Source organism: Allotamlana fucoidanivorans, assembly GCF_045788535.1.
GTDB lineage: Bacteria > Bacteroidota > Bacteroidia > Flavobacteriales > Flavobacteriaceae > Allotamlana > Allotamlana fucoidanivorans.
The window spans coordinates 547,979-561,741 of sequence record NZ_CP074074.1 but is presented as its reverse complement, the minus strand read 5'-3'; the positions used below and the strand labels follow the sequence as shown (position 1 = coordinate 561,741).

Here is a 13,763-nt window from a genome sequence, read left to right as displayed (position 1 = left end):
TAAATTAGTTTAGTTGCCATTCTACTTCATCGGTAATGGATTTGCCAGAACGAACTTTAATCTTGTTCTTTCCTTTTTTTAGTTTGACGTTTTCAAAAGTGATAATGTGAATGTCTGATGTTAGTTTCTTTTTGCTAATTTTTCTGTCATTTACATAAAGTGTAACTTTATCTTGATTTGTATAGATTTTTATATTAACAAGTTCGTTTTTGCGTTTAGTATGTCTGCGTTCAGCTATATATAGTACTGGTGTGTCTAACCAATTCGCTTTATAGAAATAAAAAGCATCTTTTTTAGTTGACCTATCGTATGTAACTAATCCTTTGTGATTTGTGAAAGGAATGCCACCACGGTTCCAGTCTCCTGCTGAGAAATCAAACATATTCCATAGATAGGAACTCCAAACAAAAGGACGATCTTTTATTATTTTCCAAGAAACCTCGTGACAAAGAGTTTGATCTTGTTCAGGAAAAAATTCTCCAAAAGGTTTATCTAGCTTTGTAATATCCTGCTGAAAAATGTTACCTCCAGCCCCATATTCACTAATAGATAAACCAATATCTGGGTGTGCTAAATGTGATTCATCTAACCATTTGCCCAGATCTTCGTATTTACCATAATACCAGCCAAAGTATTTATTCCAAGCCTGTAGGTCGCTAATACCATTCATATTGGATTTGATACTACGGTCACTGGCAGAAACTGTTAATCGTGTTTGGTCTAATTTATGCGCCAATTCGTTTAATTCTTTGGTAAGTTGTACGCAAGGTTCATCTGCGCTTTTCCAAGCGCGTACTTCGTTCCAGAGTCCCCAAATAAAAATGCTAGGATGGTTGTAATTTTGTAAAATAAGTTCAGTTAATTGTTGTTTGGCATTGCCAAATTCACGACCACTATAATCGTGTACAAAAGGAATTTCACTCCAAATCAGAATTCCTTCTTCATCTGCAAGTTTATAAGTTGTTTCTGAATGCTGATAGTGAGAAAGTCTTACTGTAGTAGCGCCAATTTCTTCAATAAAAGACATGTCGGTTTCATGATGTTTTTCTTTTAGAGCAGGTCCAAATTGTTTCCATTCTTGGTGCATAGCAACACCATGCAAATCATAAGATTCTCCGTTTAGATAGAATCCAGATTCGGGATCAACTTTATAAGTTTTTATCCCAAAAGTTTGAGAAATTTTATCTGATGAAGTTTCAGTTTTAAGTTCTATTTTAGCAGTATATAGATGTGGGTTTTTTTTGCCGTTCCAGAAGATAGGTGCTTGTATTTCGATAGGTGTTTTAAGAATCTCTTTCTTATCAGAAAAAGTAATTTCAGTAGTTTTTGAAGAAATTATACTTTCATTGGCATCTTTGATTATACAATTTAGTTTAGCAGTTTTACCGCTTTCACCTTTAACATGAGTTTCAATAACTAATTTGGTTACATCTTTGCCTATTTTAACAGGTTTTGCAAAAACACCAGAAGAACCAAAATATAATGGTGAAATATGCTCTTTAGGTGTAGCAAAAACTTGAACAGGGCGGTAAATACCACCGTATATGTTAAATAATTTATCAGTAACAGGTATTCTTTTAAAATCATGTTCGTTAGTAACTTTAACTGCAATAGTGTTTTTATCATCTGTTCTAATATGCTCTGTTATATCAAAACAAAAGGCAGAATAACCACCTGAATGAGTTCCAACTGATTTTCCGTTTATGTAGACTTTTGCCTCATGCCCAACAGCTTCAAAACGAATAAAAATACGTTTGTCTGTCATTGATAAAGGGATTTCTAAAGAGCTTCTATACCAAGCAGGGCCTCTATAATATCCATTCTCTTCAATGGCGTCCATAGAATAGGTGTGAGGCACCTTAACAAGGGACCAATCCGTATCATTATATTCAACTTTCTGAGCATTGTAAAGGTTGCCTTTTTTAAAGTTCCAATTGGTTATTTTAATATGCTCTCTTGATGAAACGAAATCATTTTGGGCTTGAATTGAAGCACTTAAAAGAATAAATAGTGCAATAACAGGAATTAAATTTTTCAAAATATTAGTTTTTATTACAAAGTAAAAAATAGCAGTAGATTATTTTTTGGTTAATTTACTAAATACGTCCCAAATAATTATCCCACAACTTACCGAAATATTTAAAGAGTGTTTGGTACCAAATTGAGGGATTTCAATAACGGTATCGCTGGCAGAAACTACATCTTGAGTAACACCTTTTACTTCATTACCAAAAATTAGAGCGTATTTTGTGTTGTCTGCAATTTTAAAGTCATTAAGCATGACGGCCTGTTCGGCTTGCTCAATAGCGCAAACGTGAACGCCTTCGGTTTTTAGTTTTTTAACCAAATCTAATGTGTTTTCCACATATTCCCAATCAACGGTTTCGGTACTTCCTAAAGCTGTTTTATGAATGTCTTTATGTGGTGGTTTTGCGGTAATACCACAGAGGTAAATTTTTTCAATTAAAAAGGCATCACTCGTTCTAAAAACAGAGCCAATATTGTTTAAACTACGTATGTTATCCAGAATAATGATAAGAGGTGTTTTTTGGGCATCTTTAAAAGCGTTAATACTTAAACGATTTAATTCGCTATTTTTTAGTTTTCGCATGGTTTTATTGTTGAAATCTCATTCTAATTGTAGATAACTTCTAAAAAATCAGTTTCAAAAAGCATGAAATTAATAGTACATTGCAAGCTACAATTTTGTCAAAAGTAACATTTAAAAACCATATTTTCCATTGGCTAAAAAAGTAAAAAAAGAAACTCCATTAATGAAGCAATACAATGCAATCAAGGCAAAATATCCTGATGCTTTATTATTGTTTCGTGTAGGCGATTTTTATGAAACCTTTGGAGAAGATGCTGTTAAGGCGGCAGGTATTTTAGGTATCATTTTAACAAAACGAGGAGCAGGGAGTGAAAGTGAAACTGAACTGGCAGGGTTTCCGCATCATTCTTTAAATACCTATTTGCCCAAATTGGTAAAAGCAGGTGAACGTGTGGCTATTTGTGATCAATTAGAAGATCCTAAACAAACCAAAACGATTGTAAAGCGAGGGGTAACTGAATTGGTAACGCCTGGTGTGGCGCTGAATGATGAGGTGTTAGTTTCTAAGTCAAATAACTTTTTGTGTTCTGTATATTTTGATAAAAAACATATAGGTGTTTCCTTTTTAGATATTTCAACAGGAGAGTTTTTAACCTCTCAAGGGAATGCAGAGTATATAGATAAATTACTCCAAAATTTTAGTCCGAGTGAGGTTTTAGTGTCAAAGCAAAAGCGCACCTTGTTCAAGGAAACGTTTGGTGATGATTTTCATACTTTTTTTCTTGAAGATTGGGTGTATCAAACAGATTATGCTTATGAAAACTTTAATAAAACATTTTGATACAAAGACCCTAAAAGGCTTTGGTATTGAAGATTTGTACGAAGGTATTATAGCATCAGGATCTGTATTACATTATTTAAGTGAAACCCAACACCATAAACTACAACACATCACTTCTATAGCAAGAATAGCTGAAGATGACTATGTGTGGATGGATAAGTTTACTATTCGGAATTTAGAACTGTATCATTCTACCAATAATAATGCAGTAACCCTTTTAAATATTATTGATAAAACCATTTCGCCTATGGGCGGAAGATTGTTAAAGCGTTGGTTAGCGCTGCCCTTAAAACATGTAGGTAGGATTAAACAACGTCATGAGGTTGTTAGCTATTTAACGCAAAACGATACAGTGCTTCAAAAAATACAGCATCAGATTAAGCATATTGGTGATTTGGAGCGACTTATTTCAAAAACAGCTACAGGTAAAATTAACCCGAGGGAAGTTATCCAGCTAAAAAATTCTCTTGAGGCCATAGTACCTATAAAGGCATTAGCCTCAAACTGTGTCAATGAGTCCTTAAAAATTATAGGTGATACACTTCAAAGTTGTGATGTGCTTCGTGAAAAGATTAAAGCTACTTTAAATGAAGATGCTCCTGTCAATATTTTAAAAGGACATACCATAGCTTCAGGGTTTTCGGCTGAATTAGATGACTTGCGAAATTTATCCAAATCAGGAAAAGATTATCTTGATAACATGCTTGAGCGCGAAAGTGAGCGGACTGGAATTACTTCATTGAAAATAGCTTCAAATAATGTGTTTGGATATTATATTGAAGTAAGAAATACACATAAAGATAAAGTACCTAAAGACTGGATAAGAAAGCAAACCTTGGTAAATGCCGAGCGCTATATTACTGAAGAGTTGAAGGAATATGAAGCAAAAATTTTAGGTGCCGAAGAACGTATCCTAACCATTGAGCAACAGTTGTTTTCAGAATTAATTGCTTGGCTGCATCAGTATATAAAAGCAGTACAACAGAATGCTCATTTAATTGGACAATTAGATTGTTTATGTGGGTTTTCGCAGTTAGCTAAAGACAACCATTATGTATACCCCGTTATTGATGATTCTCATGATTTGGATATTAAGGATGGTAGACATCCCGTTATTGAAAAACAATTACCTTTAGGGGAGGCTTACATTGCTAATAATGTGTTTTTAGACAGGGAAACTCAACAAATTATTATGATTACAGGACCAAATATGTCTGGTAAATCGGCCATTCTGCGCCAAACAGCTTTAATTGTATTATTGGCACAAATAGGCAGTTTTGTTCCTGCTAAATCTGCAAAAATAGGCTTAATTGATAAAATTTTCACTAGAGTAGGAGCCAGTGATAATATATCTATGGGTGAGTCCACATTCATGGTAGAAATGAATGAAACGGCATCTATTTTAAATAATGTGTCTGAAAAAAGCTTGGTGTTACTTGATGAAATTGGTCGAGGTACCAGTACCTATGATGGGATTTCTATCGCCTGGGCTATTAGTGAGTATTTGCATGAGCATCCAGCAAAACCTAAAACGCTATTTGCAACGCATTATCATGAGCTCAACGAAATGACCGAAACGTTTAATCGTATTAAAAACTATAATGTTGCTGTTAAAGAATTAAAAGATAATGTGTTATTTCTTAGAAAACTAGTTGAGGGTGGTAGTGAACATAGTTTTGGCATTCATGTAGCAAAAATGGCAGGAATGCCACAGCAGGTACTGCATCGCGCTAACAAAATTTTGAAGAAATTAGAAAAATCACATTCTAGTGAAGAACTTACCGATAAGGTGAAATCGATACAAGATGATATGCAATTGAGTTTTTTCAAGTTAGATGACCCTTTGTTGGAAAATATTAAAGAAGAAATTTTGCATACTGATATTGATACACTTACACCTGTTGAAGCACTCATGAAATTGAATGAAATAAAGCGTATGTTAGTCAAGAAAAAACAGGCTTAAAATATTTTTTCTTTTTTTTTAGAAAAGGCTTTGGATTTAGGAGAAATAGTTTAAATTTGCATCCGCAATAGCGATATTGCTCGTTCATTAAAAGACTGCGAAAGTAGCTCAGGGGTAGAGCATCACCTTGCCAAGGTGAGGGTCGCGGGTTCAAATCCCGTCTTTCGCTCTGAAACTTTCTTAAAATATACCAAGATGCTGAAGTGGTGGAATTGGTAGACACGTTGGACTTAAAATCCAATGACCATTAGGTCGTGCGGGTTCAAGTCCCGCCTTCAGTACTAAATGGGACAAATCAGATTTTTTTGATTTGTCCCTTTTTTTATTCCCTTGTAAACCCTTATTAATACTAGCTATTTTTAAGAGTAACGGATTGATATCAGCGGTTCGAACTTGATTATTTTCAAATTGGAATTTTTTCGGGAATATCGAACCAAGGAGCTTTCTTTTGTGTTCTATGTCAGATTCAACAAACTGAAAATCGATGTCATGCAGGTTTTTTAATCCGTTTTTGTAAGTATCCAATAATACAGATGTTTCCTTTTGTCTAATTTCTTTTTCTTTAAGTTCATCTAGAATATTATTATAGCGCTGTTTGGCAGTTTCATAGTCTGATTTACCAATATCTCCATCAATATATAAATCCTGAAGTTTAATAAGTTTACTGTCAACTTTGGCAATGGCTTCATAGTGTTTAGGACCTAAATGTTTTTGTGATGTCTGAGTATTTATGCGCTCTTTTATCATTTTAAATAAGAGTTTCTGAACATTTGGTTTCAAGGAAATTCCCCCAAGAAAGTTTGCAAACCATTGTTCTACGTCTTCCGCTTTGTAGCGCGTTCCACAGGGTTTAGTGCAATGATAATATGCATAGTATTTAGAACGCCCCTTTGATGCACTAGCTAATAGCGGATTTCCGCATTGAGGACAAAGCACAAAATCCTTTAAAGGGAATTTTTTGTTTACTTTTTTATGTAATGTACCATGTTGTTTCTTTCCTCCATTTATAATCTTTTGTACGTTATTAAAAAGCGTTTTTGTGATTAAAGGTTCATGAATGCCTTTGGTAACCATTTCTTTCTCATCCTTATAAGCTGGAATAAGAATATCTCCACAATAAAGCGAATTGCGTAGCATACGAGCAAAAGAAGAAGAACTCGATTTAAACCCTTTTTTAGACAAGCGTGCTAAAACTTCTTTTTGATTGTAAATTCCCGATGCAATCAGTTCAAAAGCTTCTTTAATAAATACGGCATCATCATTTGGTATTAAAATGGGTTTTTTACTACTATCTCTGCCCATAGCGTAGCCTTTAGGCGGGGTAACAACATAGCGCCCTTCTTTAAAAGCTCTTCTCATACCTGCTTTGACATTTAAAGAACGTCTTTGGTTTTCTACCTCAGGCATTGATAAATATACAGCAAGCATAAGTCCTTGTTCAGGTATTGACAAATCCAGTGGTTGTTCTATGGCATTTACAAGAATACCTAGATCTCTAAATGAATCTATAACATTATAAGACTCCATGGTGTTTCTGGAAAAACGATCCCATTTAACGAATAGTAATTCATTAATATTGTTTTTGTTCTTCTTACAATAAGTCGACAATTTTTTAAATTCAGGACGATTAAATGTTTTGGCGGAATAATCTTCTTTAAACAGTTCTAGCACATTCAAATTATTAAGCTTACAATAATTTAATAGTTTTTGCTCCTGATCTCTTAATGAGAATCCTTTGTCGGCTTGCTCATCAGTTGATACTCTAACGTATAAAATAACATTTTTCATGGCTTAAGGCTTTAAAGGGTTTAAGGTGTGACATATCATGTCTGACATGATATTTAATAATTTTAAAATGTCTTTAATCTCTTGGTCCGTGTAAGGACATTCATTGTTTTTGTTTAAAATGCTTTTTGCATCGTTAAAATTCATGGGTTCCAATAGGTGTCCATAAGAAGTGTACTAAACTTGTTATGTAACTTTGGAATGTTATGAGCTAGGTATTGCCTAGGTCTATCTTTTGTTTTGTTGTATTAGTAATAACTAAATGCTTATCATTTCTGTGAATAATCTCAGCCCGTTCATATTGTTTAAGACCAAGGGTTCTCCTAAGTTCTATGGCTTTATTTCCTAAAACTTGTTCACTTGAAGTGCTCTCTATAGTGATTTGCTGATCATTGTTTTTATGAATGATGATTTTATTAAAATCCTTTGATTTGAGAAGTTTTAATATTTTCAATTCTCCATCTGTGTACAGGTTAAAATCAATAGCATATTTAATCAACAATTTATTATCGAAAAAGTGCTCAAACAGTGGTCTTATAGGAATATTAATAACACTATGTTCTATAAGCCCATTAATAAGATGACTTCTGTAATCCTCATTTATTTGACTATAGTACTTGAATTCTAACGTTGGATTGAATATTTCAAAGCCCAACTCTTCTTCAACGGGTTTTTTAAATATAAATAGTGAAGGTGCTTGACCAGATAATAAAATGACATTGATTAAGATGCTTAAATTACTGTAGTAGATCTTGTTGGAATCAGTAAGATTATTAAGATGGTCAATTTGAGTTTCAACATTAAGGTCAAATGCACTCAAAAAGCTATTCATACCTTGGTTAAGCATATGCTCACTAATCTCTTTTAGCTCAGTCTTTGAAAGATCCTTTATAAAATTATAATTGGGTACTGTAAACAAAAAAGTCTTCAGTTTTCCTATGGTATCTAAACCTATATTAAAAGATCTCAATTCCTTTATTATAAGAATCCATAGGGCTTCGAATGCGTTTAGTTTAATTTTTTTTCGTGTTACATTATTATCAAGATCTTCTTGTGTAAAATTATGTTCATAATCAATAAGTCCTTTTTCTTTCCAATTGAAAAATACTCGATGTGCTACTCCTAAACTAGAAATAGAAACTTTTGATTCTGATAACTTAGGGTATTGATTTAATAATGTGATAAAATCTTTCATACATCAAATATACATAATATATGTAATATAAAAAGCATACTTAAAAAATTTAACGATCATTTGTTTAGTGAAAGTATTAAGCTATTTTTACCTGATGCAGAGCAAAATATTTTACCTTGGTTGATGTGATAGCAATTGCATTTTGGTTTTAATGGCCCGCGGTCTGAAAAAGATAAAACACAAGGAAAACTTATTTTTAAAGTTTATTTTTTTTACTATTTATGTGCAACAGAACTCGAAAAACAACTATTACGAACTTATTTTAGTATGAGTAGGTGTAACCAATTTAATCGTAAATTAAACGTCTAATTTACGTATATATCATGAAAACCACCCAAATTTGCCGTCATTGTGGGGGTGATTACACTCCTAAACGCAGAGGTGCACAAAAATTTTGCAGTAACTCCTGTAGAAGTCGTCACTGGTATTTAAAGCAAGACAAAACAAAACTACCAGGCACCACGCCATCACAAGAAATAGCTCCAGACACATCGGTAACACCACCAAAAAAAGACAGTGTCAATTTAGCCGGTGTTGGAAATGCTGCTATTGGTTCTATAACGGCTGATATTGTGCAAAAGTTTTTCACTTCGAAAGATAATCAACCAGCCACCAAAAAGGATCTGGAAGAACTTAAATCGTTTTTTGCCGGAAAAAAATACTTTCCTATACATAATCTGCCTGTTGATGTTTCCGGAAGAAAGCCTTATTACAACATTGAAACTGGTCATGTAGAGTATTTGTATTTAGCCCCTTTTGAGGGCTCTTAATCCTAAAATTAAAAGCTTATTTACCCATATAACTCTGCCAGGTAATCAACACGTATTTTTCCACATCATGTTCATGACGCTTTAAAAAGCCATATTCATAAACAAACAGATAGACATCTCCCTTAGTATTCTTCCAATAATGGGTGAAGAATTTAGGGTTAAAACCCTGATCATGCAGGACTTTGGCTCTTATAGTTGATTTACCTGATTTGTTATAGGCCTTCAATAATCTCCTGTTCTGTCTGAGTTGATTATCCACAAAATTGTAAAAGCGCTGTGCCTCTTCAAGTGACCTTCGATAATGGTAAGAGCTTTTGCAATGCAAATCACAAAATTTTTTATCAGAACGCCCTGTCATTGGTTTTTGACATGCTAAACACAACCTTGCTTTCATAAAAATGTCATTTAGTCGAATGTTACACGAATACTATTCGCTTAACATTCGAATATAAGGTTTTTATCACTTATTTTTAAGAAAAAACTGATGATTACTATTTCTCTTAAACCACTTTGGCACAAAAAAATACTTTATATTATTATTTACTTTGATAATAGTTCTGAAGTACACAACTATATAAAATCATTTCCAGATGTAAAATGGAGTTTTACTTACAAGACCTTTTATGTTAAATCTTATAAAGGAGCTATCTCAGACCTATTTAAGTACTTCAGGCGAAAAAAATGGTATGTTAATTACAGTGAATTTATTACTAAAAAAAACGAAAGTGAAGAATCTTCAAAGAAAAACCTATCTATTATTAATAAACTACCGCCTTTAAGTGCGGACCAGATTACAGAAATGAATAAATTCAAAAGATGGTTAGAACAAAAACGATTTAGTGCAAATACTGTTGACACCTATGTTGAAGTTACCAGCTTGTTTATACGATATATTAATTTGAAGCAAATCACCAATATTTCTGTTAGATCCATTGAGCAATTTAACTATGACTTTATTTTTAATGCTAAAAAGTCTGTTTCTTATCAAAATCAATGTATTAGTGGTATTAAACATTATTTTACTTTTAAAGATATTGATATAGAACCCTTAGAGATCAAGCGCCCTGATAAAGATAAAAAGCTACCAAATGTACTAAGCAAAAGCGAGATTAAAACCTTGCTGGATAACATCCAAAATATTAAGCACAAAACCCTTCTAAGCTTAGTTTATTCAGCTGGACTACGCATTGGAGAAGCTCTTACTCTAAAACCAAATAATATAGATTATGAGCGTAGATTAATACATATTAAAGCGGCTAAAGGCAGAAAGGACAGATACACCCTCCTTTCCAGTAGTATAATACCATTACTTCATACTTATATTAACCATTACAATCCAAAAAAACACCTATTCGAAGGAAGAAACGGAGAACCATATACACAAGTCAGTGCCAGACAAGTATTAAAACAAGCCTTACAAAGAGCTAACATTACGAAATATGCTACCTTGCACACCTTACGACACAGCTTTGCAACTCATTTATTAGAAAGTGGTACGGATATAAGGTATATTCAAGAACTTTTAGGGCACAATAGCCCAAAAACAACCATGATTTACACACATGTATCTTCAACCAATTTAATGGATATTAAAAATCCTTTTGATACATTGTAAGAAAGTTATTATATTGTAACCAGAATTTATAAAACCAAAATGATAAGTATAATAATTAAGTTAAAAAATCATCGTTATCCCTCCCTCTTTGGTATATTATATAGTTCTAAACCATTCATATAAACAAGTTGTAGGTAATTAAACAGAACTCAATAAACATAAAAAAAATGAAAAAAACACTAATCGTATTAATGATATTAGTATCAAGCAACTTATTTGCACAATCTAGTCCGCAAAATTTGATTGACACTTTTTTTGCTACTTATGAAAAAGACGCTGGAAAAGCAGTAAAGGATTTATATGCAACAAATAAATGGACTGACAGAATAAAAGATGATATTGATAAAATTATTGGAACGGTAAATGGATTTACAGAAAGTTATATGGGAAAGTATTACGGACAAGAACTAATCACTACAAAAAAGTTTGCTGAAAGTTTTGTTTTATACTCATATCTCGTAAAATACGACCGACAACCACTTAGATTTATTTTTAAATTTTATAAACCAAACGATGAATGGGTACTTTATTCATATGCGCTAGATGACAATTTAGATGATGAAATCCAGGAAGCTGCAAAACTGTATTATCTGAATTTAGATAAAGAATAAATAACTACCTACAACAATGGCTATAAGTAATTGCTTATTCTCGCCAACTTATGAAAATCCTCGCGGATTTTCAGTTTGGTGTTTACTTGCAAAGTTAAGTGCTAACCCACGCAACTACTCATAGCCGAGACCGTTATGCCACATTAACCAAAAATTACGCAAATAAAAAAATGACTTTAGAAAAATTTTTCTCATCAGAATTGATTCTTGAAAATGATTCGATTTTATTGCGTCCTTTATCAATTAATGATATTGACTCAATTGAGAAAATAAGTTACAATAAAGAGTTAGGCGAATTTGGAGCAAGAGTAAAAAACAGAAATGATTTAATCGATTATTTTGACTTCTGTTTGAAAGCAAAAAAAGAAAAAGAATTATATCCTTTAATAATTATAAATCGGAAGAATAATAACCCAATCGGATTGACAATGTTTGGAAATATTAGTTTTCAAAGTAAAAGGATAGAAATAGGTTGGACTTGGATTGGCGAAAAATTTCAAGGAACTGGAATTAATGCAATTTGTAAAGGACTACTTTTAGACTATTGTTTTGACAATTTAAATCTACGAAGAGTTGAATTTAAAATAGACATTAATAACATAAAATCTCAAAAGGCGATAGAAAAAATTGGAGCTTATAAAGAAGGTCTTTTAAGAAATTACAATATCCAGTCTTATGGAGAAAGCAAAGGAACTTATGTTTACAGTATTCTTAAAGAAGAATGGAAAAAATAAAAACGTGGCATAACACCGTATAAAAAAAATTGCTAGTTTTAGCTAAACCAAAGTTAGTTGCTCGTTTGCCAGCTTCTGATTTTCCTTCGGCAAATCCTCGCAAGCAAACACGCAACTTTCCTTATACATAAACGTTGGCAACAATATGATGAAACGCAGAAATCATAACAAACAAAGTCGATTTTCGATTTTATTCCCAATTCTGACAATACTCGGAATTGGAATTGTAGTTGTGTTATCTTCATTCTATGAAAAAAGTTGGTCGCATAATTGGAATGATGTTTCGAAATCTATAAAGGATTCTGTTTTAGTAGCTAAAAACATTGGATATACAGGTGGAATTGGACCAAATGGAAGGTCAATGGAAAAGTTTGCCAAAACAAGACTTTGGATAATGAATAACGCCACCGAAAACGAACTCTTGAATTTAATAAAATACCCAAACGGAACTGTTAAAGCAATTGGATACGAAGGACTTTTAAGAAATAATGATTATAATAAAAAAATAGATTTGATTTCAAAATCAATTAATGACAAAGAATATAAAGTTTATTATTCAGCAGGTTGTGAAGGAATTGAATTAGAAATTAGCCAATATTTAATTCAATGGTTTTTAAAAATTGATAATAAAATACCACCTTTCCGACCTGAATTAATTGTTGATTATGGGTTGTCGGAATCCGAAAAAGAAAAAATTCTGACTGAATTTCATAATCGGAAAAAATAAAATACTGTTGCCAACATTGTATATAAAAAATTGCTATTTTGTGCTTAACCAATGTTAGTTGCTTTGTTTGCTAGCTTCTGATTTTCCTTCGGAAAATCCTCGCACACAAACACGCAACATTTCATATACGTAACCGTTGTAAGTAATTTTGACGCACATTTATGGACAATATAAAACCAACATTATTTTTCATTTTCGCAGCTTTAATTTTTTGGTTTGTTGGACCTATAATTGTGAAATTCCAATTAATGTTTCATAAAAAGCATAATCCAAATTTAGTTGAAAAAGCACCAAGGATTTTTAAAGGAATGAAAATCTTTTTTCAAGTCTTTTCGATCATTTGTGTATTATTTGCTTTCATTGTGCTTTTCGGTATTAAAATTTAAAATTAATGAGCAAATTGCAATTAAAGTTTGAAATTCCTAAAAATGGTTGGTTACCTACAAACTTTAAAACTTCGGACTTTGAATTGAATTTTATTATTTCAAATGTTCCCGAAAATCCGACTGACAAGCTTTGTGAATCTCTGATTTTAACTCTGAACGGAATCGAAACGGAAATATGTTGGAACTTGGAGCCTGATTGTTATTTCATTGAATTAAAACCAAGCGGAAAGGTAATTGACCTTATTATCTCAAAAAGTGGCGGAATAAGTAAAAAACGTAATCTGATTTATAAATTGACTGGAGGTTTTGAGACTATAATTTTACCAATGTATCGGAGTTTAAAAAAGTTAAACTCATTGGAATTTGATAAAACGGATTGGAAAAAAATTGACCAAACAAAAATGAATATATTAACCGAATTAGTAACTGAAAGAAAAAACTACTTACAACACCGGCTATAGTTCATTGCGGCGGAATTTCCTCTCGGAAATTCCTGTGTATTTGCTAATTTTGGTTTACGGCGGAATAGTTCTGCCGAACCATTCCGCAACGAAACCATAGCCAAGACCGTTAGCTTTAATGCTA

General features: G+C 32.5%; 10 protein-coding genes, 2 tRNA genes and 2 pseudogenes. 9 read left to right on the top strand and 5 right to left on the bottom strand.

Going from position 1 to position 13,763, the window contains the following annotated elements; genetic code table 11:
- Nucleotides 1–4: 4 nt before the first annotated feature.
- Nucleotides 5–2,038, bottom strand: coding sequence for a glycoside hydrolase family 2 protein (locus tag KFZ70_RS02645; RefSeq protein ID WP_139698589.1), 2,034 nt, complete (start codon nt 2,036–2,038; stop codon nt 5–7).
- Between the two features lie 39 nt (nt 2,039–2,077).
- The gene (locus tag KFZ70_RS02640) at nt 2,078–2,611 is read right to left on the bottom strand and encodes an RNA methyltransferase (RefSeq protein ID WP_139698588.1); all 534 of its coding nucleotides are present in this window, start codon (nt 2,609–2,611) and stop codon (nt 2,078–2,080) included.
- Between the two features lie 130 nt (nt 2,612–2,741).
- Between KFZ70_RS02640 and mutS the strand changes: the two are divergent.
- The 3 genes and pseudogenes from mutS (at nt 2,742) to KFZ70_RS02625 (ending at nt 5,636) form a co-directional block, all read left to right on the top strand.
- Nucleotides 2,742–5,355, top strand: a pseudogene (gene mutS / locus KFZ70_RS02635) (DNA mismatch repair protein MutS).
- A 97-nt stretch (nt 5,356–5,452) separates the two neighbouring features.
- Nucleotides 5,453–5,524, top strand: a tRNA-Gly gene (locus tag KFZ70_RS02630).
- Nucleotides 5,525–5,552: 28 nt separating this feature from the next.
- Nucleotides 5,553–5,636 (top strand) — tRNA-Leu (locus tag KFZ70_RS02625).
- Nucleotides 5,637–6,369: 733 nt separating this feature from the next.
- Here KFZ70_RS02625 and KFZ70_RS02620 read toward each other — a convergent pair.
- Together KFZ70_RS02620 and KFZ70_RS02615 are read right to left on the bottom strand one after the other, a co-directional pair.
- Nucleotides 6,370–7,143, bottom strand: a pseudogene (locus KFZ70_RS02620) (recombinase family protein); the annotation flags it as partial.
- A 208-nt stretch (nt 7,144–7,351) separates the two neighbouring features.
- The gene (locus tag KFZ70_RS02615; RefSeq protein WP_139698586.1) at nt 7,352–8,335 is read right to left on the bottom strand and encodes a hypothetical protein; all 984 of its coding nucleotides are present in this window, start codon (nt 8,333–8,335) and stop codon (nt 7,352–7,354) included.
- A gap of 323 nt (nt 8,336–8,658) precedes the next feature.
- Between KFZ70_RS02615 and KFZ70_RS02610 the strand changes: the two genes are divergently transcribed.
- Nucleotides 8,659–9,105: a hypothetical protein gene (locus KFZ70_RS02610; RefSeq protein WP_139698585.1), complete on the top strand. Its 447-nt coding sequence runs from the start codon at nt 8,659–8,661 to the stop codon at nt 9,103–9,105.
- A gap of 16 nt (nt 9,106–9,121) precedes the next feature.
- Here KFZ70_RS02610 and KFZ70_RS02605 read toward each other — a convergent pair whose 3' ends face one another.
- Nucleotides 9,122–9,463, bottom strand: a complete 342-nt coding sequence (locus KFZ70_RS02605; RefSeq protein ID WP_407515893.1) for a hypothetical protein — start codon at nt 9,461–9,463, stop codon at nt 9,122–9,124.
- A 126-nt stretch (nt 9,464–9,589) separates the two neighbouring features.
- On the opposite strand from KFZ70_RS02605, the gene KFZ70_RS02600 reads away from it, so the two are divergent.
- The 5 genes from KFZ70_RS02600 to KFZ70_RS02580 all read left to right on the top strand — a co-directional run bounded on the left by KFZ70_RS02600 (nt 9,590) and on the right by KFZ70_RS02580 (nt 13,639).
- On the top strand, nt 9,590–10,720 hold the full coding sequence (locus KFZ70_RS02600; RefSeq protein WP_233244098.1) for a tyrosine-type recombinase/integrase: 1,131 nt from the start codon (nt 9,590–9,592) through the stop codon (nt 10,718–10,720).
- Between the two features lie 167 nt (nt 10,721–10,887).
- Nucleotides 10,888–11,331 carry a hypothetical protein gene (locus KFZ70_RS02595; RefSeq protein ID WP_139698583.1) on the top strand — a complete coding sequence of 148 codons (444 nt, stop codon included), beginning with the start codon at nt 10,888–10,890 and terminating at the stop codon, nt 11,329–11,331.
- Nucleotides 11,332–11,501: 170 nt separating this feature from the next.
- Complete coding sequence (locus KFZ70_RS02590; protein ID WP_139698582.1) at nt 11,502–12,065, top strand: GNAT family N-acetyltransferase; 564 nt, start codon at nt 11,502–11,504, stop codon at nt 12,063–12,065.
- Between the two features lie 145 nt (nt 12,066–12,210).
- A complete protein-coding gene (locus tag KFZ70_RS02585) occupies nt 12,211–12,792 on the top strand; it encodes a hypothetical protein (protein ID WP_139698581.1) in 582 nt (193 codons plus the stop codon).
- 391 nt (nt 12,793–13,183) lie between these two features.
- Nucleotides 13,184–13,639, top strand: coding sequence for a hypothetical protein (locus tag KFZ70_RS02580; protein ID WP_139698580.1), 456 nt, complete (start codon nt 13,184–13,186; stop codon nt 13,637–13,639).
- Nucleotides 13,640–13,763 lie beyond the last annotated feature (124 nt).

What these genes read in the sequence shown, in the direction of transcription:
- KFZ70_RS02640 (WP_139698588.1), bottom strand. Translation starts at nt 2,611, where the DNA reads ATGCGAAAACTAAAAAATAGCGAATTAAATCGTTTAAGTATTAACGCT.
- KFZ70_RS02615 (WP_139698586.1), bottom strand. Translation starts at nt 8,335, where the DNA reads ATGAAAGATTTTATCACATTATTAAATCAATACCCTAAGTTATCAGAA.
- KFZ70_RS02610 (WP_139698585.1), top strand. Translation starts at nt 8,659, where the DNA reads ATGAAAACCACCCAAATTTGCCGTCATTGTGGGGGTGATTACACTCCT.
- KFZ70_RS02605 (WP_407515893.1), bottom strand. Translation starts at nt 9,463, where the DNA reads ATGACAGGGCGTTCTGATAAAAAATTTTGTGATTTGCATTGCAAAAGC.
- KFZ70_RS02600 (WP_233244098.1), top strand. Translation starts at nt 9,590, where the DNA reads ATGATTACTATTTCTCTTAAACCACTTTGGCACAAAAAAATACTTTAT.
- KFZ70_RS02595 (WP_139698583.1), top strand. Translation starts at nt 10,888, where the DNA reads ATGAAAAAAACACTAATCGTATTAATGATATTAGTATCAAGCAACTTA.
- KFZ70_RS02590 (WP_139698582.1), top strand. Translation starts at nt 11,502, where the DNA reads ATGACTTTAGAAAAATTTTTCTCATCAGAATTGATTCTTGAAAATGAT.
- KFZ70_RS02585 (WP_139698581.1), top strand. Translation starts at nt 12,211, where the DNA reads ATGATGAAACGCAGAAATCATAACAAACAAAGTCGATTTTCGATTTTA.
- KFZ70_RS02580 (WP_139698580.1), top strand. Translation starts at nt 13,184, where the DNA reads ATGAGCAAATTGCAATTAAAGTTTGAAATTCCTAAAAATGGTTGGTTA.